We start from the raw sequence: 25191 nt of genomic DNA, 5'->3' as shown, positions 1-25191 counted from the left end.
CTTAAATGTACGTATGTATCTGCAAAGGAGTGACTGACCGCGACATCGTTGCTGCTGCTGAGCAAGGTGCTACCCGCATGAGCCAATTGAAAGAGTGCACAGGTCTCGGAAGTCAGTGCGGCAAATGTGCTCGTGATGCCAAGGCCATCTTTAACGAAGCCAAGCAGACTGCCGCTCAGATGAGTCACCTTTTCTCGGCTGCCTGAGAGTCAGCCTGAGTAACCAGATTCGTTACTATTTCGACCTACATTAAGCCATCAATGCCTATCATTTATGGCCAAATATCCCCCAAATAAGGGACTGAAAACTAAATCGTTTTCAGTCCCTTATTTTTTTCACCCCAAAGCTCCCTAATCGTTTGACTCAAGACCAAATCAGTATCCAGAATAGAGTCATATTCACTCACAGGGAGACGCTGGCAATGAAAGGCGACGCTAAGGTTATCGAGCACCTCAATACAATTCTGGCCAATGAACTGGTGGCCATTAATCAGTACTTCCTGCATGCGCGCATGTACAAAGACTGGGGGCTCAAGAAAATTGCGGATCACGAGTACCACGAGTCAATTGATGAAATGAAACACGCAGATGTCCTGATCGAGCGTATCCTCTTTCTGGAAGGCTTACCCAATCTTCAGGATCTGGGCCGCCTCATGATCGGTGAGAACACCAAAGAAATGATCGAGTGCGACCTCAAGCTCGAGATGAAGGCCATCCCAGACTTGCGTGAAGCTATTGCCTACTGTGAAGAAGTAAAAGACTACGTCAGTCGTGACATGCTCAACGACATCCTTGAATCAGAAGAGGAACACGTCGACTGGCTTGAAACTCAACTGAGCCTGATTGATAAGATCGGCATTGAGCGTTACCAGCAGTCCCAGCTGGAAGACGACGACTGATACTGCCCTCCCCTGATAAAAAAGCCCCGTCAGGCTCGCCTGGCGGGGCTTTTTTGCGTCTGAAGGGCTCGCCTAGGGAGCCCAGACCGACAAATCAGTAGAGAGACATCCAATCCGTTTTCAGCATACCTTCGCGGATACGCTGAGGATGGTTACCCACATCTATACGCTTAACCTCTTCGCGGGTCGCGTAGTTAATGACAGATACCTGATCCGTCTCACTCCATGAGATCAGACAGTTCTCACCACTGCGGTCAGATACCGCCCAGTAGGCTTTCTTACCCAGCCCTTCAAGGATGGTGTACTCAAACGTTTCACGATCAACAATGGCAGCGTAGTCATCCATGGTGCCGGCGACACACAACGCGGAATCATCAGCACTCATGGCAAGTCCATGATGCGCAGAGTCATTTACGTAATACACCTTAGGCAGATACGGAACCATGTTCGGCAGTTCCGCCAGTCGGGTAATGGTTTCCGTTTCCATATCAAACTCAACCAGACCGTGCAGGAACGACAGCTGGAAGTAGAAGAAGCGGTAGTCGCTGGTATGTGCCATCGGACGAATCGACGGACTCAGATCACCGAGACCAGCCTCTTCCAGTTTTGCCTTAATGTCGATGTCTTTAACGATCTCGCCGGCTTCTGTGTCATAGACAATGAACTTACGCTCACCGCGTGTGGTATCACGCAGAACCCGACCATCAAATGGCATGAATACGAAACCGATACTGGAGTGATAAATATACTTACCATCGTCAGAGTAGAGGTTTTCATGCGGTGAGTTACCGGTTGGGAACCGCCCTTCCTCTTCACCTGTGTAAACATTCAGCAGATGAACAACACTGCCGGTAGACGCCGATACCGCGACCTGAGTACCGTCCGGAGACAGCGCCATATGGTCGGAACGAACGCCATCAACTTCGAAACGCCAGACGATTTCACCGTTATCGAGATCCAGTGCTACTACGTCCGCGAAACTTGGGCGGGAAACGATCAGCAGCTCACCGTCGTTGGTGCTGTACATGTCATCTACGTATTGGTCGTTCCCTTCACCAATAAGCTGACGTATACCCAGGAATACAGTGTAACGCCAGAAATCAGCTTTGATTTCCTCCATGCGCTCTTCGTAATCAGGAATACCGTTAACGCGGCCCAGAATTTCGTAGTTATCACCATCGATAACGTCGATAGTACCGTCCCAGTTGTTACCTACGAAAATAGCCGGACGTAAACCATCAGAGTAGTCAGGCTGATCAACAACGACCTCTTCTTCCTCTTCAGCAGGAGGCGAAGGAAAGAGCCAGTCGAACCAACCAGCCGACGCTGGTGCAGAGAATACGGCCGCCGCTGACGCAAACGCCAGTGTCAGGCCTGTTTTACGGAAGTTCATAGTAACCCCAGATATTTATCATTATTTTTATGGTGTGTTTTCACACAGATCAATGATGCTACTTCCTTCGCTTGCAGACCTTCAACCGGTTGGCCAGATATGACGCACCCCTTGTCTACTCTGGCGTGAATAGAGGCGTTTGCTAGTGTAAATCATACTTGTTACCCGTCACCTCAAACATTGCCCCGATATTGCGCAGGTGCACCACAAGGTTACATTCGTAGCCGTGGATAGACGCCTGAACTGTTTTAGAGCCTAAACAGATTCAGCTTCTTTGATTCATTTCTTCTTTAACTTCTGAACTACAAGCAATTGAAAACTAATATTTTTTTAAATTCATATTTCAAAAGATTGAAAACTTAGCCCCCTAAACAGTTAAAAAACTGGCCTGCACGTTGCAATAACTATTTCAGGGCACGGAGAGTAAACAGCAAACAATTCTCTGAAAGAGCAAAACACTGCTCTCTCATGACAGGCAGGAGACGTTATGTCTGACGACTGGCAAGAGACATTAAGCTTCGCAAAAAATATTCGTCGCGAGTTACATCAGCGCCCGGAGTTAAGCTGGGAGGAACACGGTACGGCAAAGAAAATCCGTTCGCTCCTGACTGATCTTAAAATACGCTGGAAAGCCTGCGCTGATACCGGCACGGTTGCTGTTATTAATGAACAGGGCACTACGCCAGCCATCGCATTGCGCGCCGATATCGATGCACTGCCTATTAATGAAGACACCGACGCCGAGTGGTCATCCACGACATCAGGCTGCATGCACGCCTGTGGCCACGATGGTCACACAGCGGTTCTGCTTGCCACTGCACGTTGGCTGAAGCTCCACGAAAACGAACTTTCCCGTCAGGTTATTCTGCTGTTCCAACCTGCTGAAGAAGGCGGCCATGGCGCCCGTGAAATGATTCGCGAAGGTGCACTGGAAGGCGTCAGCGAAATCTACGGCTGGCACAACTGGCCGGCACTGCCTTACGGCACAATGGCCTGCCCTGATGAGCTGGTTATGTGTGGTAACGGAACGTTCGATATCCGCTTGTCGGGTAAAGGTGGGCACGCCAGTCAACCAGAAGTCTGCAACGATGTTGTATTAGCAGGCTCTGCTATCGTGGTCGCCTTACAGCAGGTGGTCAGCCGCCGGTTACCACCTCAGGCAAATGCGGTGGTCAGCGTGACTCAGTTCAATGCGGGTAACGCCCCTACGGTCATGGCTGACAGTGCGACCATCGCTGGCAGCATCCGTGTGCCTGACGAAGCAACCCGCGAACTGGTCAATCACTCCATTACTACAACCGTCGAAAATACGGCAGCAGCGTATGGTGTTAAATGTCAGGTAACACATCACGGCCGCTACCAGGCGACCATTAATCATCCCGAACAAGCCAGATCTGCGAGAGCCGCCTGGACTGAGCTTTACGGCGACAAAGCCCTCGAACATGGCCGTCCGATGCCTGTCATGGCATCAGAAGATTTCAGTTATTACTTACGAAAAATTCCCGGTGCCTTCGCACTGATCGGAAGCGATGACGGACGCCGTAATCCGCATCCATGTCACAGCCCACACTACGACTTCAACGATCGACTAATTGAAGATGTCTGTCGTTGGTTCTGTCGTTTAACCGGGATGCGTACTCCCCCCTGAGACCTGATCCACTCCGAAAAAATACCTATTAACGAGAGGATCAGACTCATGACTATTTTTGAGCAGCGCGAATCAAATGTGCGCGGCTACAGCCGCGTTTACCCTGTTACTTTTACGACCGCTAAAAATGCGCGTCAAACCGATGATACTGGCAAGGAATATATCGACTTCTTTGCTGGCGCAGGTGTGCTGAATTTTGGCCACAATAACGAAGCCATGATTAACGCCATGATCGATTACATGAAAAACGACGGCGTGCTTCATAGTCTGGATATGCAGACCAGTGCAAAAGCTGAATTTATGCAGACCTTCACGAATCTGATTCTTGAGCCACGCAATATGCCTCACCGCATACAATTCATGGGGCCTACAGGTACCAATGCGGTAGAAGCTGCAATGAAAATCGCCCGCCGAGCCACCGGCAGAACAGAGATTCTGGCCTTCAGTCAGGGCTTCCACGGCATGACGCTGGGTTCGCTGGCCGCTACTGCCAACGAATACTTCCGTAATGCCTCGGGCGTACCACTTAACCACGTTCGACACGAAGCATTTGGCTGCGAAGTGCCGTGTAATGGCTGTAATCAGGGCTGTGGACTTGGCGCTCTGGACCACCTGCGCGCGCGTTATCTCAATACATCAAGCGGTATGGCAAAACCTGCAGCTATTTTACTCGAAACCATTCAGGCCGAGGGCGGTGTGAATGTCGCCGGAAAAGAGTGGATGAAGGGCGTTGCTGCACTCGCTGAAGAACTGGGCGCCGTTCTGATCATTGATGATATTCAGGTCGGCTGCGGCCGCACGGGCAATTACTTCAGCTTCGATGATCTGGGCGTGATGCCGGACATCGTCTGCATGGCAAAAGGGGTCGGTGGTATCGGTACACCGATGGCGATGAACCTTGTCCACCCTGAACTGGATAAGCACTGGTCGCCGGGTGAGCACACAGGGACTTTCCGAGGCCAGAACCTATCCTTCGTTGCGGGTAAGGTTGCCCTCGATTATTTCCGGAATGACGACTTCATGAAGGAAGTAAAAGATAAATCAGTATTGGTTGATCAATACCTGCAGCCACTGCTCCACGCGGATAAAAGTCTGCAATTACGTGGCAAAGGCATGATCTTCGGGTTGGACATGGGTTCCGGTGAGCGCAGTGCTGCCGTGGTTCAGGAATGCTTTAAAAAAGGATTAATCATTGCGGCCTGCGGAACGGGAGGCAAAGTCCTGAAAATTATCCCACCGCTGACCATTCCTAAGTCTGACTTAATCGCAGGCCTGGAGATTCTGACTGAATCTGTCCGCAGCGTTATGGAGAAAGCCGCATGATTGAACGTGATGATATGACTTTTCCGCACGAAGAGTATGTGCGACGAATTGAAGAACTGCGCCAGCGGATTCAGGAACGACACCTCGATGCCGTCGTAATTTCTGATCCTGAAAACATCATGTATCTGACGGACTACCAGACCACAGGGTACAGCTTTTTTCAGGCCTTAGTCGTACCGCTCGAAAAAGAGCCTTTCATGATTACGCGCGCGCTCGAGGAATCGAATGTTATCGCCCGGACCTGGGTAGAGGTCACACGCCCCTACCCCGATACTGGTGATGCCATTCAGATGCTGGTCGATGCATTGCGCGAATTTGGGCTGGCTAATAAACGCATCGGTTACGAGCGTAATAGTTACTTCTTCCCGGCTTACCATCAGGATGTGATTCACACATCACTTAAAGATGGAAAGCTGCTCGACTGCTTTGGCATTGTCGAAGAAGGTCGTGTATGTAAATCACGCGCCGAAATAGAAATCATGAAGCGAGCGGCTATCGCCACTGAAGCCGGCATGGTTGCTGGTATTGATGCCTGTCATGCCGGCGCTACTGAGAACGAAGTTGGTGCTGCCATCAGCGCCGCCATGTTCCGTGCCGGTGGTGAATTTCCTTCAGTCATGCCTTACGTGACGTCCGGCCCCCGTACCATGATTGGTCACGCCACGTGGGAAGGCCGTGTTATTCAGCCCGATGAGCATGTATTTCTTGAAGTGGGTGGCTGCTACCGACGTTACCACACAGCCATGATGCGTACCGTCATGCTGGGCAATATGCCGGACTCTATGTACCAGGCTCAGGAGACTATGAAAAAGGCGCTGGACGCTGTCCATAATATCGTGCAGCCAGGAATGACTGTGTCAGATGTTGATAACCTGGTGCGCAATATTATTTCAGATAACACCGTGGGGGCTCGCCTGATAACCCGCTCAGGTTACTCGATTGGTATCGCCTTCCCACCAAGCTGGGATGAAGGCTATATCGTCAGCCTGAAGCAAGGTGACGGCACCGTCCTTAAAGAGGGTATGACCTTCCACCTGATCCCTTGGATGTGGGGCGTTGATGGCGATAAAACCTGCGGTATTTCAGACACAATTCACGTCACAGAAGATGGTTGTGAATCTTTCTTCTCACTGGACCGTGATTTCACTGTAAAACCCGAAGAAGCCAAAAAGAACGGCGCGATTGACCTGGGCTCCGCCCGGTCTAAAAAAGGCGCAAAAAGTAAGCCACCCACTGCTGAAAGTGACAAAGAAGCAGGTAACAAAAGCGACGCAACAGCGTAAGTAAGGAGGTATGACCATGCTTACTCCAGTAAATCCTACGACCGGCACTGCGCTGCCTGAAGTTGAATCACTGACTCTGGCAGACGCAGAAGACACGATCGGACAAGCTGTTGCAGCGGCACCAGCCTGGGCCGCTATGAGCTACAGCGAGCGAGCAAAGTGCCTGATCAATATTGCCGCCGAGATGCGCGAGTCAAAAGAAGAGCTGGCGCAACTGATGGCAAAAGAAATGGGCAAGCCGTTGCGCGAAGGTCTGGGCGAAGTGGAAAAATCTGCTTTCTGCGCGGAATATTACGCTGATAATGGAGAAGCCTTTCTGGAGCCGGAGACACTGGCATCCGACGCCACCGACAGTTACGTCTGCCACCAGCCACTGGGCACCGTATTAGGGATTCTTCCATGGAACGCACCAGTCTGGCTGGCCCTGCGTTTTCTGGCGCCGGCGTTAATGGCGGGCAACACCTGCGTGATGAAACCCGACCCAAACGTTCCTGAATCTGCCGCCTGTTTAACGCGAATTTTCCAGAAAAACCTGCCCGATGGCGTTATGCAGAATTTACCCATCACAACCGAACTCGTGGGTGATGCCATCGACCATCCGGGCATTAAAGCCGTTTCATTTACTGGCTCAAGTGGCGCCGGTCAGAAAGTCGCAGCACGCGCTGCTGCCGGGCTGAAACCCGCAGTTCTTGAACTGGGTGGGTCAGATCCCTGCATTGTTCTCAACGATGCTGATGTTCAGAAGGCCTGTGACGTCATCACACTGTCACGCATGATTAATGCGGGTCAGTCGTGCATCGCTGCTAAACGTGTCATCGTTGAAGCTGGCGTTTACAACGACGTCTGCCGCGAATTAACCCAGCGCTTTAAAGCGCTCGAACTTGGCGATCCCTCGCAGGAAAACCAATGTATCGGCCCTATAGCGCGGGAGGATTTACGCGACCAATTACACAGCCAGGTGATGCGCTCCATTCAGGATGGTGCTGAATGCTTAACAGGAGGCGAGAAACCGGATATGCCGGGCTTCTTCTATCCACCTACTCTATTGGCTGGCGTCACTTCTGAGATGGCAGTCTTCCGGGAAGAAACTTTCGGCCCTGTCCTGGCCGTCTGCAAAGCAGCGGACCTCGATGAAGCACTGGTCATTGCCAACGATACCGAATATGGCCTTGGGTCCAGTATCTGGACCGGCAGTGATACCAGCGCACAAAGAGCCGCTCGCGAATTAAACGCAGGCCAGGTAGCCATCAATGGGATCGTCAAAACCGATCCTCGACTTCCTAGTGGAGGTATAGGTAAATCCGGTTACGGGCGTGAACTGGGGCCACACGGTATTCGCGAGTTCGTGAATATCAAACAGATATGGGCAGCCTGAGCGCTGCTCCCACCAGATTCAGCTCATTGACATCGATGTGTTGTTTTCCGTCACTGCTGAGCAGCCATTTATGGCGTGGATACCATAACTGAGCCTACAGGGATGTATTCACGGCGAGTTGTGAAGCAGTGATGGGAAACAAGTTATAAATCACATTGTAGACAGATCACTGGATTGCATCCCGTGACACGACACAAGTACTTCCATGTAGTCTCGAATGCAGCATCCCTGCTGCATACGGTCACGCGACGCTTCCCTGCGATCTTTTATACACCGCGACATCCGCATAAAGGTATGTTGTTTTCCGTCGCTGCTGAGCAACCGTTTATGGCACGGATGCCATAACCGAGCCTACATGGATGTATTTACGGCGAGTTATAAAGCAGTGATGGGAAACAATATAAACATCGCAATCAAGCCAGATCACTGAAATGTGTCTCATGACACGACACGAGTACTTCCCTGTAGTCTCGAATGCAGCATCCCTGCTGCATACGGTCACGAGACGCCTTCCAGAGATCTCTGGTACACCGCGACATCCGCGCAGGGTTATCTTATTTTCCATTTCTGCTGAGCAACCGTTTATGGCATGGATGCCATAACCGAGCCTACATGGATGTGTTCACGGCGAGTTGCGAAGCAGTGACGGAAAACAGTTGTCATGCGACAACCGTCAGGTCAGCACTGCCACGCCCATTCTTACGGGCACTGTCGGCTACCTCGTCGAGGAAGTCCTGACCCCAGTGAGCAATATCGTAGTAACTGACAACGTCATAGGCTTCATTCATGCGTGCCGCCGCATCGTCTGGATGCATCGATAATGCAAAGTAGCAGGTATCTGCCATTTCCGCCGGATCATGCGGGTTACACAATACCGCACCTTTAACTTCGGCAGCGGCACCGGCAAATTCAGACAGCACCAACACGCCCTTGCCTTCAGTTTTACCCTGGGTCGCCACATATTCTTTCGCGACCAGATTCAGACCATCACGAAGTGGCGTAATCCACATTACATCGGCCATTGCGTAGTAGGCCACCAGCTCTTCGAACGGAACAGCACGGAAGAAGAACTGAACGGGCGTCCAACCGACATGCGCATAGCGGCCATTAATTCGACCCACTGCCTGTTCAATCTCATTCTGTAATTCGTTATACACGGTCATTTCTTTCGCTGCCGGTACGCAAACGGTCACCAGAGTGACTTTACCGTGAAGCTCTGGGTGATCTTCGAGTAAGCGCTCAAACGCTTCAAGCTTCGCCGGTATGCCCTTGGTGTAATCCAGGCGTTCGACAGAGAGAACCAATTTAATTCCGTGTAGTTCTTCACGCAGTTCTTTCATGCGATTCTGAATTTCAGGTTTTTCTAACGCGCTATCCACGCGTTTCAGATCCAGCCCAACGGGATGCGCCCCCAGACGAATCGTACGATCATTGACTTTAATTTCTGTGGTCATTTCATCCAGACCTACGGCACAACCATAAGTCAGGAAACGTGGAGCACAGCCTGATTTTTCCGTCACTTCAAACGGCATGACACCTTTTGCCACATCAATAAAGTTTTCTGACTGACGTGGAATGTGGAAGCCAATGTAATCGCACTGCAACAGACTACCGACAATTTCCTTTCTCCATGGCAGTACGTTAAAGACGTCAGCCGAGGGGAAGTATGTATGGTGGAAAAAGGCGATATTTAAATCCGGGCGAATTTCGCGCAGATACGCTGGTACCATCCAGAGGTTGTAGTCATGTAACCAGACAGTAGCACCCTCTGCGGCTTCTTTTGCCGTCTGCTCAGCGAACTTACGGTTCACCTCACAGAATACATTCCAGTGATCTTCAACAAAGCTCGCACGCTCCCAGAAGGTATGCAAGGTTGGCCAGAAAGCTTCTTTCGAAAAGCGCTTATAAAAAATATCGACTTCTTCTTTCGTCAATGCAACACGCGCCGCTACCAGGTTGGGATATTGCTCTTTATCGACTTCAGTATGAACTTCAAACTCTTTCAAAGACGGGTCAGTAATAGACCAGGCGACCCAGGCGCCTTTTCTTCCGTCTTTAAAGAAACTGGCAAGCGTCGGGATAATGCCATTCGGTGAGCGGTGATTACGGCGTTTCATTTCGCCATCTTCGATATATTCTTCGTAGGGTAGGCGGTGGTAAACAATCACCAGATCTGAGGCACCTGGCTCTATGTCATCGCGCCCTTCGGCATCAATCCCCTCAACACCTAAGAAGCCAAAATGACTGATAGCCTCAAGGATACCGCCAGCTCCCGGTGCAGAGGCATGATAAACACGAGCACGGCCTTCGGTAGCTTCCAGCAAACCTTTTTCAGACTCGCCGACACATACACCAATGAAATCGTATTCATACATCGACAGATCATTCAGGGTATCACCTGCGACCATGACATCGGCTTTATCCAGCTTCAGGTGCTCGACCAGTGCCGTCAGCGTCGAGCCTTTATTCACATTGCGCGGTAAAAAGTCGAGATACAAATCTGCGGAATAAAGCACATCGCAATTCAGTGATTCGCCGATCTTCTCCAGTTCTTCTCGATGCTTTTCCATTACGTCTGGCGCGACAAAATAAGAGCAACGACGTTCTTGAGGTACATCCTGACGCACCAGACCTTCAATATGCTCAACGGCCGCATGAATGGTGTATTCGCCCGGCCACTTATCATCAATGCGGCCCTGAACTTCCACCACCGGATGAAGGTTCTCGCCATCAACGACGGTACAGCCCACGTCACAGATAATGTATGCCGGTTGTGGAATAGTCGGGTCTGCCAACAATGGCATCACCGATTCCAGCCCCCGGCCAGTCACAAAAATAAGGTCAATATCGGGATGCGCAGCAATAAGTTGGTACAGCTGCTGACGTTGCTCCTGCGAGCCACCAAGAAAGGTTCCATCAAGATCTGTTGCAAGTAGCATAATTATCTCCGCTGTCCGCACCGCTCTCATTTCAATCAGCGATGATCTGCCGACTGCAGTGCGGGTTAATTAATAACCAGTATGCGACCGCGATTGTGAGATGCTCCGGAGTACCGCCGGGTCAGGGCGGCTGGTATCACCGGGCGATTGTAGAAGTACAATCAGTAACAGCCGGAGCTTTTCAGCTTTGAGCTGCCTGAGACGGAGGTGGTTCCCTATCCTCCTCATGAATGTCTGATTCCTCACTTGTTCCCTGTGTTACATCTGGAGTCAGATCTGGCGATTGCTCACTTTCATCCGGATGCATTTCCAGAGCAGTAGGCGTCGTTCTTACCATAGGTACGAACTGAGCTGGTTCACCTGTCGTCTCGTCCTTCTGTCGTTGATGCATTTTCCATACCGCCACCAGGAACAGAGTGCCCTGAACTGCGGCAAAGTACACAGGCAGTGCACTTGCGCCGGCCATGGACATCAATTGCCCACTCAGTGCTGGTCCAATAGCTGCACCAATACCGTGCACCAAGAGTAACGCACTGCCCCCCGGAAGAATGTCCCCGCTTTCCAGATGGTCAATCAAATGAGCAACGGCCACGGGGTACACTGCAAAAGCCAACCCGCCGTACAAAGCGATAGCGCCATAAAGAAATTCCACCGAGGCAAACGACGCCGGGATAATCAGCAACGCAGACACAGCAGCTACACCAACGATACCTGCAAGAACCCGGCGACGATCAAACCTGTCGGATAAACGTCCAACGGGATACTGCAGTAGAGCACCACCGATGATGCCCGCTGTAACGAAGGTCGCTACCTCTGACGTGGGCAACCCAATCCGTGAGGCATAGAGCGCACTCATCCCCCAGAATGCCCCCATCGCCAGCCCCGAGAGAAACGCGGCACTGATCGCCAGAGGTGCAATGCGCCAAAGAAAACGTATGCCCAGGCGTTTAACCTGCTGGACTTCTGGAGGGCCAAAACGTGTACCTGTGACAGGCACCAGAGACAGCGTCACCAATACCGATGCCAGTGCGAAAAGCAGATAACTGGACGCCGGCGCCAGCGACATAAACTGCTGAGAAACAGCTAATGCCCCGAGGTTCACCACCATATAAACGGCAAACACCTGTCCGCGATTCTGCGGCGGTGTGGTTGCATTCAGCCAGCTCTCAATCACGGTGTAGAGAATCACTAGCGCTGTCCCGGTCAGGATTCTCAGCCCACCCCAGGCCCAGGGTGTGGCAAACGCATCATGGAGAAGTACAGATACAGAACCCACGGCTGCACACATCGCAAAGGTACGGATATGCCCCACTCGCCGGATCAGTGGCAGCGCGAGAAAGGTGCCCACAAAAAAGCCGACGAAGTAACCCGACATGATCAAACCCATGGCCTGATCACTGAAGGATTCTTCGCTGCCCCGCACTGCCAGCAAGGTGTTGAGCAGGCCGCTGCCGAGAAGCAACAGGCTTACTCCAGCCAGCAATGAAAGAACCGGTCGGAGTTGTTTAAGCATGCGATACCTTAACGAATAATTTCTGATCCAGAGAGATCAGCAGGTGACAGACACTTCTTCCAGTGTCTCCGTATCAAGATAGCTTAATACTGCAGTATTAAAGTTAAGATCTACAAAAACCTCACAGTAGTATTCACCGTGACGCCACGCCATATGAACGCTGCTGTCATTACTTGAATGCAGCTCAAATCGGCCATCAAATGCCGGGTAGTTAGAGCGGAATTCCATCAGCTTCAGTAAGCGTTTAACGACCGGGCTGGTGAGTGATTCTTTCGCTTCTTCGAGACTGTAATAATGACGATTAATATCACGTAGCTCGCCAGTTTCTTCCATCAGCTCTTCATCATTAACACCGGCCAGCAAGCCAACGTAGTAGACCTGGGGAATACCCGGCGTAAAGAACTGAATCGCCCGCGCTGCAATGTAGGCGTCGTCGTTCTGCATCAGTGCGTCATAGAAAGTACAGGTAATCTGGTAAATCGCCCCAACACTGTGAATATTCGCGGCTGACTTACGCATAATCGGATCGGCACTGCGCTGCTGCAGGTTATCGATCAAAGCAGCAATTTTCTCTTCCGGCAGCACACCTTCAACATCCGGAATACAGATACCATCGTGGGTATCCAGCACGGTCACCATATTGCGCGGACACATACGTAGCCAGTGCTTGAGATAGACGCTGTTGGCATCAAGCAGCGAGAAGAGCACCAGAGGAGGCAGAGCAAAGCCGTAAGGATGCATATCGCGGCGACTGATAGCGTATTGATAGCTGCTGTGGTCATGAACTTCGGGTAAACAGCGCGCTCCGTGTTTCTGCGCAACGGAGTTCACCCAATCGAGATTACGGTAAACATCAGGCTCTACCAGAAAGCAGGTACTACCCACGCGTTTAGTCGTGTAGCCAAAGGCATCGAGACGAAAGAGTTTTACACCTTTTGAAGCGAGAAAACCGATGTAATCTTCCATCAGTTCATAAGTAGCATCCGCCTCATAATTAAGATCGATCTGTTGCTCGGTGAAAGTACACCAGACACGCTCTGTTGAGCCGTCCGCAAAGGTGACCTCACGGAAGGGTTCTTTCTCTTTGCGAATATGAATTTTCGCCATGTCATCCGGTGAAAATTCGCCCATTTTATCGACGCGGACAAATAGCTCAGAGTACTTCGACTCGTCTTTCTTCTGCAGAAAGTCTTTAAATTCTTCCGATTCGTCAGAGATGTGATTCACTGTCAGGTCTGCGCAGATATCGAACTGTGCTGCGATCCGCTCAATGTCTGCCCAGCCGCCATACGCCGGATCAACCTCTTTGTGCGTTAACGGTGAAAAGCCAGCATCGGCATTCGACGGGTAAAACGGCAGTATGTGGACGCCACCCACCGCAGTGCTCAGGTATTGCTCCATGAAGCCCGCGAGGTCTTTCAGGTCTTTACCTATGCGGTCTGGATAGGCAATTAGTTGTACGGCATTTTTCAACGACATAGTGTCCTCCTCTCATTTCACCCTAACGCATGACACAGAGTATTCACCCCTCTATGGCCGATTACGCCCGACGTTCTGGTCATTCTTAAGATGGGGGGAGCTGATCAAGGTTCCTTACACTCTCCAACGCATGACAATGGGTGCGGAAACCCGCCTCAGAAGCGTGCCTCAGGGCCACTCGTCAAAGCCTGACAAAGTCTCTATCCAATTGACCCGTATAGGGTTTTCGGGTATTTTCGCGAGCGAATGAAAAGACATATGTTATGTAGAGCCAGTGCAGACACGATACTGGCCCAGGCCTGATTTTCAGGTCTATTCTCTTCATACAGACGAGCAGGTTCAGACGGATATCCCGTTCTGTATCGGATCAGAAGCTGGCTTAAAAGGACACCCCTTGCTCCCGGTCTTCTGCCTGCATTGAAAGAGTATCTGAATTAAAGGCGATTCCCGAATGACGACAGAAAAGGTCGACGTACTGCTGGTTGGCGGCGGTGCAATGAGCGCAACCCTGGGCACACTGCTACGCAGACTGGACCCATCCCTTCAAATTACCCTGGTTGAACGCCTCGACCACGTAGCACACGAAAGTACAGACGGCTGGAACAACGCTGGCACCGGACACGCTGGGTACTGTGAACTCAACTACACGCCACAAACCGCCGATGGCGATGTCGAAATCGACCGGGCACTGTCGATCAACGCAAACTTTGAAATTTCACTTCAGCTCTGGAGCTATCTGGTACGCGAAGGCGGCCTGCCCGAGCCAAAGAACTTTATCAATACAACGCCACACCTCAGCTTTGTCTGGGGAGAGGACAACGTTGAGTTCCTGCGTCGCCGTCATGAGAAGCTGAGCGCTCACCATCTGTTCAAAGAGATGGAGTACTCCGAAGATCCAGCTGTACTGGAACAATGGATGCCGCTCGTTATGAAGGATCGCGATCCTTCGGAAAAAGTTGCAGCGACCCGCATTGCTCACGGCACGGATGTCGACTTCGGTTCACTGGCCCGTAACATGGTCAAGAACCTCCAGAACGACGACAACTTCACTCTTTGCCTGAATCATGAAGTCAACGATTTTGACCATTCTAAAGACGGAAGCTGGCACGTTCGCGTGAAAGACCGCAAGTCAGGCAAATCGAAAACCATTCAGGCTAACTTCGTCTTCCTCGGCGCCGGTGGTGGTGCTCTGCCACTCCTGCAGGCTTCAGGTATCGACGAGGCTGATGGCTATGGTGGTTTCCCAGTCTCTGGCCAGTGGCTGGTCTGCAAAGATCCTGAAATTGTTGCTCAGCACAGCGCTAAGGTATACGGCAAGGCCGCGATTGGTGCGCCACCTATGTCAGTACCCCACCTGGATACACGTATTATCAACGGCGAACCCGCCCTGTTGTTCGGCCCATTCGCAGGCTTCACAATGAAGTTCCTGAAGTCTGGCTCTAAGTTTGACCTGCTTAAATCGGTCAGCGTCAGCAACCTGATGCCGATGATGGATGTGGGTTTCAACAATATGGACCTGACCAAATACCTGATCAGCGAAGTTCGCCAGTCACATAAAGAGCGCGTTGGTACTCTGCGCGGTTACTATCCGGCCTGTAAAGCTGGCGACTGGACACTGGCCCGTGCCGGTCAACGCGTTCAGATCATCAAGAAAGACGCCAGCGGTCGCGGTAAGCTTGAGTTCGGTACCGAACTTGTTGCAGCCAAAGACGGCTCTCTGGCCGCTCTTCTTGGCGCATCTCCGGGTGCATCCGTCGCAGTTCAGGCAATGATCGAAGTACTGGAGCGTTGCTTCCCTGAGAAGATGGCATCAGGCTGGGATAAGCGTCTGAAGGAAATGATTCCTTCTTACGGCGAGTCTCTTAAAAACGATGCAGAACTCCTCGGTCGTATCCGTTCAGAAGTGCTGAGCACTCTGAAGATCGGCGACTAAGCACCCCGTAACTGAAAAAGCCAGGCGCCTGCCTGGCTTTTTTGTTTCCGCCACCCCGTCGAAATAACTGATCGGTTCTGATATAGGTCGACGCCCTTACTCGCCTTCTTTCGCGGCACGCTGGGACTCTTCAGCGCCACTGTCGTCACCCTTTCGGGATACTGCTCTGGTCTCCTGCTTGATCACACCACCAAACTGCAGAACAAGAAAGTTAATCAGCGACAGGGTAATCGCAATTTCGTAATAGCTGTACGCCACGGATACGCCAATCGCTCCAGTGTTCCAGATACTCGCAGCCGTTGCTGTGCCTGAAACATTACTGCCATTCTTCAGTATTGCACCACCACCAATAAAACCTATCCCTGTAATCAGCCCGTACATGACCCGCGCCTCAGCATCGGAACCGCTGTAAACCTGCATCGCCAGCAACATATACCCACAGGACGCCACAGACACCAGAGGAAACGTGCGCAGGCCAACACCTTTGCTTCTGAGTTCACGGTTTACAGCGACCGGTACGGCCAGTAAGAAGGCAATCCCAAGGTGCACAAAGTGATTTAACATTTGTGTCCATTCAAGCTCTGTCATGTAACTACTCCATTAATCTCTCACCATTGAGAGCGCAAAGCACACTACGAGGTTCCTCTGAGTAGCTACTGGACCGTACTGAGTACAAACAACAGGCAAAAAAAACGGCACCTTAAAAGGTGCCGTTTTTTAAACTGCAGGGTTGTGAGTCTTATCCGAAGAACGAGATCATCACACCTGCCGCAACTGCTGAACCGATAACACCCGCAACGTTCGGGCCCATCGCATGCATCAGCAGGAAGTTCTGGCCATTGGCTTCCAGACCCACTTTGTTCGACACTCGTGCCGCCATAGGTACAGCAGAAACACCTGCAGAACCGATGAGTGGGTTGATTGGATCTTTGGACAAAGCATTCATGATCTTAGCCATCAGAACACCTGCCGCAGTACCTACCATGAACGCAACCAGACCCAGAACGATAATCGCCAGAGTGCTGCCATTCAGGAAGGCGTCAGAGCTCATTTTGTAGCCTACTGACAGACCCAGGAAGATGGTCACGATGTTGATCAGTGCGTTCTGTGCGGTATCGCTCAGACGCTCAACAACACCAGATTCTTTCATCAGGTTACCGAAGCAGAACATCCCCAGCAGCGGTGCTGCTGAAGGCAGCAACAGTGCAACCAGAATCAGTACCGCGATCGGGAAGACGATTTTCTCGCCTTTTGTCACCGTACGCAGCTGTTCCATCTGGATCTTACGCTCAGCTTCTGTGGTCAGAGCCTTCATAATCGGAGGCTGAATCAGAGGAACCAGCGCCATGTATGAGTACGCAGCAACCGCAATCGCACCGAGCAGCTCAGGAGCCAGCTTAGATGCAATAAAGATCGAGGTTGGGCCATCTGCACCACCGATAATACCGATCGCAGCGGCCTGCTGAACGGTAAAGTCCATCAGACCAGCGTCGGTCAGGAGCACCGCCCCAGCAACGGTACCAAAGATACCAAACTGAGCAGCAGCACCGAGCAGCAGTGTTTTCGGGTTAGCCAGAAGCGGACCAAAGTCAGTCATTGCGCCAACACCCATGAAAATCAACAGAGGCGCAACGCCGCTGGCGATTGACACACTGTAGAAGGTGTAGAGCATACCATTTTCAAAACCAGCTTCTTTACCCAACAGGAGCGCCTTCTTGTACAGCGCTGATTCTGCGCTGTGATACGCATCCAGTATATTGTGCACAGTCGCATCAGCCGCCAGACCGAACAGGTCGCGGAACTGAGCAAGCAATGCAGGATCAGCAGAACGGATTGCACCTTCAGCCGCAGACCAACCCAGGCCAGCACTCGGGATGTTTACCATCAGAGTACCAACTGCGATTGGCAGCAGCAGAAGCGGTTCAAAACCTTTCTTGATGGCCAGGTACAGCATACCGAAGCCAACCAGCATCATGAACGCCTGACCACCCTCAATGTGGGCGATACCAGTGTCATTCCAGAGGCGGAGTAAACTTTCCATCAGTCAGCTCCCATTAACCCAGTGTGTAGAGGGTGTCACCCACTTTCACAGCAGCACCTTCGGTGGCTGTCACACTGCCGACGGTACCCGCGCGAGGTGCTCGCACTTCAGTTTCCATCTTCATGGCTTCAAGGATGATAACGACATCACCTTCATTCACAGCCTGGCCTGGCTGAACCAGTACTTTCCAGACGTTACCAGCCAGTGGAGCAGAGATAGGGTCACCACCGCCCGCAGCAACTGGAGAAGACGTCGCAGCACCAGCGTTACCTGAGTCACCACCGAACGACATCGGCGCTCCATTCACTGGAGCCAGGTCGGTCACGTCACCGCCGTCGTCAACTTTAACAACGTACTCGTTGCCATCAACAGTCACAGTGAAGGTGTCTTCATCAGCGCCTTTTGGAGCTGGCTCAAACGCGTCTGGGTTATTGCGGTTCTCAAGGAACTTAGGCGCAATCTGAGGGAACATAGCGTAGGTCAGTGCATCGTCGATCTTGTCGGCAGACAGCTCGATACCTTTCTCTGCTGCAAGCTTATCGACATCAGCGATCACTTTATCGAGTTCGTTTTCGATCAGATCAGCCGGACGACAGGTGATGGCTTCTTTGCCATCCAGAACACGAGCCTGAAGCTCAGCGTTCATTGCCGCAGGAGCCGCACCGTATTCGCCTTTCAGGATACCCTGAGTCTCTTTCGAGATAGACTTATAACGCTCGCCTGTCAGAACGTTGAGTACTGCCTGAGTACCAACAATCTGAGACGTTGGAGTAACCAGAGGGATATGCCCCAGGTCTTCACGAACGCGTGGAATTTCTTTCAGAACGTCGTCGAACTTGTCAGACGCACCCTGCTCGCGCAGCTGGTTCTCCATGTTGGTCAGCATGCCACCTGGCACCTGAGCAACGAGGATACGGCTGTCAGTGCCGCGCAGTGCGCCTTCAAACTTAGCGTACTTCTTACGAACGTCGCGGAAGTAAGCAGCAATTTCTTCGATCAGCAACAGATCCAGCCCTGTGTCGCGATCCGTACCCGCCAATGCAGCAACAACAGATTCTGTTGCCGTGTGGCCGTAGGTCATCGACATAGAAGAGATCGCAGTATCAACGCGGTCAATACCCGCTTCGATCGCTTTCAGAATGGTCATGTCAGACATACCCGCTGTCGCGTGTGCGTGCAGCTGAACTTCAAGGTCAGTCTGTGACTTCAGACGAGATACCAGCTCGTAAGCCTGGTACGGCGTCAGGATGCCGGCCATATCTTTAATGGCGATGGAATCAGCACCCATATCTTCGATCTGTTTTGCCAGATCAATCCAGGAATCCAGAGTGTGCACCGGACTGGTGGTGTAAGACAGCGTACCCTGCGCATGCTTGCCTTGTTTCTTAACAGCTTTCAATGCTGTCTCAAGGTTGCGCGGGTCGTTCATTGCGTCGAACACACGGAAAACGTCTACGCCATTGGTAGCCGCACGCTCTACAAACTTTTCAACCACGTCGTCAGCGTAATGACGGTAGCCAAGCAGGTTCTGACCACGCAGCAGCATCTGATGCTTGGTCTTTGGCATTGCTTTCTTGAATTCGCGGATACGATCCCATGGATCTTCACCGAGGAAGCGGATGCAGGAGTCAAATGTTGCGCCGCCCCAGGACTCAAGTGACCAATAACCAACCTGGTCGAGTTTTTCAGCAATAGGGAGCATGTCATCGATACGCATGCGGGTCGCCAGAATAGACTGGTGAGCATCACGCAGGACGACGTCGGTAATACCTAATGGTTTCTTAGAATCGGTCATGGATGATGGCCTTTTCTTCCGTAAACGTTGTTAATTAACGTTGAGTTCTTCTTATATCGCGCCTTACTTTTGGCGGGCACGATGCTCTTTTACTGCCGCAGATAATACTTTTAACAACTGCGGATCCACCCCTGTGGTCTGTGGCGCTGGGGCTGGTTTAGCCGCTGGCACTTCTACCTCAGGAGCAATTTTGTTCACAATTCTGGACATGGCTCCAGTAACGAACACCAGCATTGTCAGAAAGACAAATACGACGCCCATACCGAAAATCATCAGCTCCAGACCTTGTGATACGATGCTTGGCTCAGCCATGCAGGCGCTCCTCAAATTGGTCTCTGTGGATCTCTCCGTATCCGTCTGGCAGACACAAAACGTCCTGCCACGGAGTCCGGCAAGCTGCGCTAGAGTACTTAACTTGACCAGCCAAAGCAACCGCCTAAAACGGCCACAGGCCGCTCATGCACTGGTCGGCGGTAGCATATGCGCTGACAGCTCGCGTATACTCGCGCGCCACTCAACAACACTTTCCCCGAGACAGATCAATGTTTACCGGAACCCTGCCTTTCACAGATACTCATCGCCCTTATATTGCTCTGGCGCCGATGGAAGGCCTGATGGATGGAACATTCCGGGAGCTGCTGACCGCCGTAGGCGGCATTGATCACTGCGTCACAGAGTTCATCCGGGTGACGCAACAGGTGTTTCCATCGAAAGTGTTCTATCGTCTCTGCCCCGAATTACACAACGGCGGGCGCACCCTCGCAGGCACACCAGTCCACGTGCAGCTGCTCGGCAGCGACCCTGAACTCATGGCAGGCAATGCTGCAAAAGCTGCTGAGCTGGGTGCCCTTGCCATTGACCTGAATTTTGGTTGCCCGGCAAAGACTGTGAACCGCAGCCAGGGTGGCGCTGTGTTACTGCAGTATCCAGACCTTCTCAACCGTATCGCCAGTGCAGTTCGCGATGCGGTACCAGCGCACATCCCTGTCAGCGCTAAAATGCGCCTCGGTTTTAAAGATAAGAGCCTCGCACTTGAGAATGCATCTGCACTCGCCTCGGGAGGAATTCAATGGTTAACGGTGCACGCCCGGACGAAAACAGAAGGGTATAAGCCACCGGCTTACTGGAAATGGATTGCCGACATCAAGCAAGTGGTTGATATTCCGGTACTCGCCAATGGTGAAATCTGGACGCCTGAGCAGGCACAACAATGCCAACAGGAAAGTAAATCTGATCTCCTGATGATTGGACGGGGTCTGGTCGCCACGCCTGATCTGGCGCGGGTGATTAAAGAACCCGGCTATGAGCCCATGACATGGCAGCAACACCTTGGATTGCTGGAGAAACTAGCAGAATCCCTGGAACACTTAACCGATAAGCAGCTCACGGACAGGCTGAAGCAATGGCTGCACTATTTTTCGATGCATTCAGAGACGATTAAATCCGTCTTCGATACAGTAAAGCGCGAACGCTCGAGAGAAGCATTTTTCAGTAAGATAAAACAGGCATCCGAGTCAGGCTTGTAGAGGGCAGTATCCACTTAACGGCACGCTCAATGACCATGCCGACTATCCAGCCAACTGACCTGCCAACGCAGGCCAGTTGGCAGGTCAATTAACAGGATAAAAATCAGGAATTCAGATCTGCCGTCAGATCATTCACGCCAGCTTCTTTTAACAGTGAATCAACCAAAGGTGCCATGGCGCGATGCTTCAGGGCACTATCGACCAAAGCCTCAGGCAAGCTTTGTCCGGCTTCTTTGTCTGCGCTCAGAATACCTTTGTGGCCCCCCTCGCCCAAACCACTGAGCCCATCGATTGATACGATCTTCATACCGTCGATATTCTCCAGAGGCTTGACGCTCTCACGGATAATCATTGGCAGACTCTCGTGCAGGCTCAATACGCGCTTAAGTGCAATCTGTGCTTCGCTGAGGCTGTTCAAAGCCTCATTCATTGCACGCTGACCTTCTGCATCTACAATGTATTTCTCACGGTCAGCTTCAACCCGGACGCGAATCGCATCTGCTTCAGCCTGTGCCTGCAAGCGCAGCGCCTCAGCTTTGTCTTCGGCTGCAAACTTCTCAGCTTCGGCTGATACTTTCACACCCGTCGCCTGGCGTTCAGCTTCTTTCTTAGCTTCGATCAGTTCGATCTCTTTTTCACGCTCTGCAATTTCTACCTGCTTCGCAGTCATTACTTTCTCTTCCGCTTTTACTGCTTCTGAGCGCGCTACGTTAGCTTCCTGATCAGCCAACGACTGCTCTTTCGATTTCTGAGCAACGGCGATCGCACGTTCCTGCTGAGCAATTTCCAGAGATTTCTGTTTCTCAATTTCGCGCTCTTCCAGTTGGCGTTCACGCTCAATTTCCTGCTCACGGAGGCGACGCTCTTTCTCAATTTCCAGCAGACGAGTGGTTTGATCCGCTTCAATACGGGATTCATCGACTTCACGCTTTGCAATGATCTCAGCCTGCATTGCGGTACGTTCTTTGTCTGCTCTTTCTTTTGCGATATCCGCTTGCTGCTGTGCTTCGCGATTCTCAATTTCGCGCTGTTGATCCATCTGTGCATAACGGACTTCACGCTGAATTTCGAGACGCTGGCGTTCGGCTTCCAGGTTCTTGGTTTCAATCTGAACTCTGGTCTCCTGCTCTACATCGTTCACCTCTTTACGACGTGCTTCAATGGAGCGGGTCATTCTCGAAAGACCTTCGGCATCGAACACGTTGTCCTGCTGGAAGAATTCACGCGGAGTCTGGTCCAGCCCTGTGAGCGATACAGACTCGAGCTCCAGACCATTCTTTAACAGGTCTTCACTCACGACCTGCTGCACTTTCTGAACGAACTGGCTGCGCTGTTCGTGCAGCTCTGCCATTTCCATTTCAGCTGCTACGGAGCGTAGAGCATCAACAAATTTACCCTCGATCATTTCTTTCAGAGCTTCAGGGTCAAGCGTGCGCGCACCCAGTGTCTGAGCGGCGTTTGCGATCGCATCATTCTCTGGCTTTACACGCAGATAGAATTCAGCCAGAACATCAACACGCATACGATCTTTAGTAATCAGTGCCTGCTGTTCCTTGCGGGATACAGCCAGGCGCAAGGTATTCATATTTACCGGAATCACTTCATGAAGTACCGGTAATACCATTGCCCCACCATTGAGAATTACTTTCTGCCCGCCCATACCGGTACGAACAAAAGACCGTTCTTTAGACGCTCGGGTATATAACCGGGAAAAAATAATACCGACCACCAGCAGCGCAACAAACAGCACGACTGAAATAAAAATAATTGAACCAAGATTACTCATTTTTCTTCAATTCCTTATGAGGGATTCACTAATATTTATACCTGCCCCAGATTCGGGTTAGCAGGTTCTATCACTTTAAACGTCGCCCCAGCAGACTCGACCAGGAGTACCTTGTCGCCCTGTTTAAAAACAACGTCTTCCATTGGCTCGACCATGACGTAATGCGTAGTGCCGTGACGATCCTTAAAACGGGCTTCCGCCGGGGAATTCTGACGAGCTTCACCTATGGTGATGACCGCAACGCGACCCACAAAGGTGCTGGAGGAAATAGATTCCGTCTCGTCTTTGAAAACGACTTTCGCTAATACTCCATTACATCCACGCACCATTGGCAGCGCAGCAACGACTGCCAGGGGCGAAGCAATTAATGCGGGTAACGTAAAGCCCAGGATACTTTCGAGAACTGACTGAAGAACCAACCCGGCAAGCCCAAAAGTAGCGAGAAAGATAACCAGAAGTACTAACGCAGGGACCTGCCCGAAACGAATCCAGCCAAGAAAACTGGTCAGTACCCCTCCCGAACTGATATTCCCGTCAATATCAAACTCAACATCGGGAAGCAGACTGTCTATCGCTTCGGACATACCCGCACCGATGACCGTCAACACGCCTTCAGTCAGAGCAATAATCAGCATCAGCATCAAAGCGACACTGAACGGGAAATTATTATCGGCGAGCAGAAATTCCATTTACGATTCCGACTTAATACGTGCTAGACGTTCTTTAATACGGTTACTGCGCGACAGTGATTCCAGCTCGGCTAACTTAGCAGCATCCTGATTTCCACTGACGCCCGGTGCACCGGCATTATTCATCACACGGTTAAACGCTGCCGTAGCTTTCTCTACACGGCGGGAGGGTTCGCTACTACCTGGAACACCGGGTTCACCAGAAGCCTGCGCTTCTGCTTTCCGGTACTCTTCCTTCGCTTCTTCCATTTCACGCTTTTTCGCCTGCAGAGCCTGAATGTAAGAATTCAGTTCAACAATTTCAGCATCGGCATCAGTAATTGATTTCTCAACCACCGGAAGCATGGCCTCTATGTCCATCTGACGAGCGATCGCTGCTTCTGCAAGGTCATCGCGACCTTCGTTGACGGCAATTTCAATCTGCTCCTGAAGCTCAACATGGCGGGCGTTATCTTTATTCAGAGACTGGCTGCTGAGATAACGGGCCGCTTCTGTCTTGCCTAGCTGCTGCCTGACTTCTTCAATGGCTTCGTCAATTTCGCGGATCGTCTGCTCCATTACCATAACGGGTGCGACATTCTCCAACGAATCGATCAGGGTATTCGCGGATGCTGCTACCAGGCGCCCGATTCTTGCGATGTATCCTTCCGGCATAATGTATTCCTCAGTGTGTCGTTAATCTATTCAGTCAGAGTTTCAATCAAATGAAGAAGCCGCTGTTTACGGTCGACATCGACGTCTTCAAGACGATTAGCATGTTCAGATATCAGAGCAGGTAGCAGTTGCTTAACCAATTGCTCAGCTACAGGGAGTAATCTCTGCTCCAGGTTTCTCAGAAAGGCATCATCACGCATCGTGGCCTGTACGCAAGCTGCGGTCTCTGCTACCCCAGCGAGCAGGGCTTCACAAACATCACTGCGTGATTCAGGGTCAGATTTACATTCTGCAAGGATGGGCGCTGCTACTTCTGAAGACGACAAATAGGCTCGGGTAAAACTTTCGGAGCCGACCTGCTCCCGAGCCATACGAATAAGCTCGCGTACTTTTTCACTCTGGGTGACAGCACCATTTTGCTCAATACGCATAAGATACGCGTAATCTTCCGGAGACAGTCTGACGCTGATGGATTGGGATTTATTGAGCACCCTACTCTCCTTGAGGTTGGCTTTCCTTGTTTGCATACAAATGTATACACCCTTAGAGGTATCGGTCAAGCACTTTCGTGATAGCGAACACCTATCGGGATAATGGATAAGATCAAATATGATAATGATTCTCAAGTGCTATTCTAAAGTTCTTAAAGCAACCTACAGCGAGATCAGCCTCATGACTAAGACTATCAGCTTTGCCATTATGCACTTCGCCATTGCCTTTTCTGTGGCCTACGCCTTGAGTGGTAGCTTTATTGTTGGTGGGGCAATCGCTATCGTGGAGCCCGCCATTAACACGGTCGGATATTACTTCCACGAGAAGATATGGGCTCGCCGTCACATCGCGGCTCAGGCCTTTGATGTCGACCGTAATGCGGCTGCTATGGTCAAAGCCTGATACCCTGACTATCCGTAATCGT

22 protein-coding genes are annotated in these 25191 nt (G+C 51.4%); 10 read left to right on the top strand and 12 right to left on the bottom strand.

Annotated features, from left to right (window positions below; genetic code table 11):
• Positions 1 to 5: 5 nt before the first annotated feature.
• Both AC5E51_RS00485 and bfr read left to right on the top strand, forming a co-directional pair.
• Positions 6 to 206, top strand: coding sequence for a (2Fe-2S)-binding protein (locus AC5E51_RS00485; protein ID WP_068435260.1), 201 nt, complete (start codon positions 6 to 8; stop codon positions 204 to 206).
• 215 nt (positions 207 to 421) lie between these two features.
• On the top strand, positions 422 to 898 hold the full coding sequence (bfr, locus tag AC5E51_RS00480) for a bacterioferritin (RefSeq protein ID WP_491777931.1): 477 nt from the start codon (positions 422 to 424) through the stop codon (positions 896 to 898).
• A 94-nt stretch (positions 899 to 992) separates the two neighbouring features.
• On the opposite strand, the gene AC5E51_RS00475 is transcribed toward bfr, so the two are convergent.
• On the bottom strand, positions 993 to 2291 hold the full coding sequence (locus tag AC5E51_RS00475) for a YncE family protein (protein ID WP_491777930.1): 1299 nt from the start codon (positions 2289 to 2291) through the stop codon (positions 993 to 995).
• A gap of 487 nt (positions 2292 to 2778) precedes the next feature.
• Here AC5E51_RS00475 and doeB2 point away from each other — a divergent pair, with 487 nt between their 5' ends.
• The 5 genes from doeB2 (at position 2779) to AC5E51_RS00450 (ending at position 8265) form a co-directional block, all read left to right on the top strand.
• Positions 2779 to 3939, top strand: a complete 1161-nt coding sequence (gene doeB2, locus AC5E51_RS00470) for a N(2)-acetyl-L-2,4-diaminobutanoate deacetylase DoeB2 (protein ID WP_491777929.1) — start codon at positions 2779 to 2781, stop codon at positions 3937 to 3939.
• Positions 3940 to 3987: 48 nt separating this feature from the next.
• Positions 3988 to 5262, top strand: coding sequence for an aspartate aminotransferase family protein (locus AC5E51_RS00465; protein WP_491777928.1), 1275 nt, complete (start codon positions 3988 to 3990; stop codon positions 5260 to 5262).
• Positions 5259 to 6545: an ectoine hydrolase gene (doeA, locus tag AC5E51_RS00460; protein ID WP_491777927.1), complete on the top strand. Its 1287-nt coding sequence runs from the start codon at positions 5259 to 5261 to the stop codon at positions 6543 to 6545. Before AC5E51_RS00465 ends, doeA begins: the two co-directional genes overlap by 4 nt.
• A gap of 16 nt (positions 6546 to 6561) precedes the next feature.
• On the top strand, positions 6562 to 7920 hold the full coding sequence (locus AC5E51_RS00455) for an NAD-dependent succinate-semialdehyde dehydrogenase (protein WP_491777926.1): 1359 nt from the start codon (positions 6562 to 6564) through the stop codon (positions 7918 to 7920).
• Between the two features lie 183 nt (positions 7921 to 8103).
• On the top strand, positions 8104 to 8265 hold the full coding sequence (locus AC5E51_RS00450; protein ID WP_301377063.1) for a hypothetical protein: 162 nt from the start codon (positions 8104 to 8106) through the stop codon (positions 8263 to 8265).
• 314 nt (positions 8266 to 8579) lie between these two features.
• Here the strand turns inward: AC5E51_RS00450 and ggpS are convergent, their stop codons facing one another.
• From ggpS to gtfA, 3 genes are all read right to left on the bottom strand, one after another.
• Complete coding sequence (gene ggpS / locus AC5E51_RS00445; RefSeq protein ID WP_491777925.1) at positions 8580 to 10859, bottom strand: glucosylglycerol-phosphate synthase; 2280 nt, start codon at positions 10857 to 10859, stop codon at positions 8580 to 8582.
• Between the two features lie 181 nt (positions 10860 to 11040).
• Positions 11041 to 12372, bottom strand: coding sequence for an MFS transporter (locus AC5E51_RS00440; RefSeq protein ID WP_491777924.1), 1332 nt, complete (start codon positions 12370 to 12372; stop codon positions 11041 to 11043).
• Between the two features lie 36 nt (positions 12373 to 12408).
• On the bottom strand, positions 12409 to 13851 hold the full coding sequence (gene gtfA / locus AC5E51_RS00435; protein ID WP_301377068.1) for a sucrose phosphorylase: 1443 nt from the start codon (positions 13849 to 13851) through the stop codon (positions 12409 to 12411).
• A gap of 451 nt (positions 13852 to 14302) precedes the next feature.
• Between gtfA and mqo the strand changes: the two genes are divergently transcribed.
• A complete protein-coding gene (gene mqo / locus AC5E51_RS00430; protein WP_488046567.1) occupies positions 14303 to 15784 on the top strand; it encodes a malate dehydrogenase (quinone) in 1482 nt (493 codons plus the stop codon).
• A gap of 96 nt (positions 15785 to 15880) precedes the next feature.
• On the opposite strand, the gene AC5E51_RS00425 is transcribed toward mqo, so the two are convergent.
• The 4 genes from AC5E51_RS00425 to AC5E51_RS00410 form a co-directional block, all read right to left on the bottom strand.
• Positions 15881 to 16372, bottom strand: a complete 492-nt coding sequence (locus AC5E51_RS00425) for an MgtC/SapB family protein (protein WP_491777923.1) — start codon at positions 16370 to 16372, stop codon at positions 15881 to 15883.
• Between the two features lie 151 nt (positions 16373 to 16523).
• Positions 16524 to 17825: a sodium ion-translocating decarboxylase subunit beta gene (locus AC5E51_RS00420; protein ID WP_491777922.1), complete on the bottom strand. Its 1302-nt coding sequence runs from the start codon at positions 17823 to 17825 to the stop codon at positions 16524 to 16526.
• A gap of 13 nt (positions 17826 to 17838) precedes the next feature.
• Complete coding sequence (gene oadA / locus AC5E51_RS00415; RefSeq protein WP_068443227.1) at positions 17839 to 19620, bottom strand: sodium-extruding oxaloacetate decarboxylase subunit alpha; 1782 nt, start codon at positions 19618 to 19620, stop codon at positions 17839 to 17841.
• A 63-nt stretch (positions 19621 to 19683) separates the two neighbouring features.
• Positions 19684 to 19932: an OadG family protein gene (locus AC5E51_RS00410; protein ID WP_076513536.1), complete on the bottom strand. Its 249-nt coding sequence runs from the start codon at positions 19930 to 19932 to the stop codon at positions 19684 to 19686.
• Between the two features lie 230 nt (positions 19933 to 20162).
• Between AC5E51_RS00410 and AC5E51_RS00405 the strand changes: the two genes are divergently transcribed.
• The gene (locus AC5E51_RS00405; protein ID WP_488046569.1) at positions 20163 to 21146 is read left to right on the top strand and encodes a tRNA dihydrouridine synthase; all 984 of its coding nucleotides are present in this window, start codon (positions 20163 to 20165) and stop codon (positions 21144 to 21146) included.
• A gap of 103 nt (positions 21147 to 21249) precedes the next feature.
• Here AC5E51_RS00405 and AC5E51_RS00400 read toward each other — a convergent pair whose 3' ends face one another.
• Genes AC5E51_RS00400 through AC5E51_RS00385 form a run of 4 tightly spaced genes read right to left on the bottom strand, consistent with a single transcriptional unit; the run spans position 21250 to position 24766 of the window.
• Positions 21250 to 22932, bottom strand: coding sequence for a flotillin family protein (locus tag AC5E51_RS00400; RefSeq protein ID WP_491777921.1), 1683 nt, complete (start codon positions 22930 to 22932; stop codon positions 21250 to 21252).
• Positions 22933 to 22967: 35 nt separating this feature from the next.
• The gene (locus tag AC5E51_RS00395) at positions 22968 to 23621 is read right to left on the bottom strand and encodes a YqiJ family protein (RefSeq protein ID WP_301377078.1); all 654 of its coding nucleotides are present in this window, start codon (positions 23619 to 23621) and stop codon (positions 22968 to 22970) included.
• Entirely contained in the window at positions 23622 to 24275 is a 654-nt protein-coding gene (locus tag AC5E51_RS00390) for a PspA/IM30 family protein (protein ID WP_301388847.1), read from the bottom strand.
• A gap of 26 nt (positions 24276 to 24301) precedes the next feature.
• Positions 24302 to 24766 (bottom strand): hypothetical protein, encoded by a 465-nt coding sequence (locus AC5E51_RS00385; RefSeq protein WP_301388848.1) that lies wholly within the window; start codon positions 24764 to 24766, stop codon positions 24302 to 24304.
• 118 nt (positions 24767 to 24884) lie between these two features.
• Here AC5E51_RS00385 and AC5E51_RS00380 point away from each other — a divergent pair, with 118 nt between their 5' ends.
• On the top strand, positions 24885 to 25169 hold the full coding sequence (locus AC5E51_RS00380) for a DUF2061 domain-containing protein (protein ID WP_491777920.1): 285 nt from the start codon (positions 24885 to 24887) through the stop codon (positions 25167 to 25169).
• Positions 25170 to 25191 lie beyond the last annotated feature (22 nt).

The organism is Thalassolituus sp. (assembly GCF_984348125.1).
The sequence above is the reverse complement of the archived record's forward strand: the minus strand, read 5'-3'. Positions and strand labels throughout refer to the sequence as shown.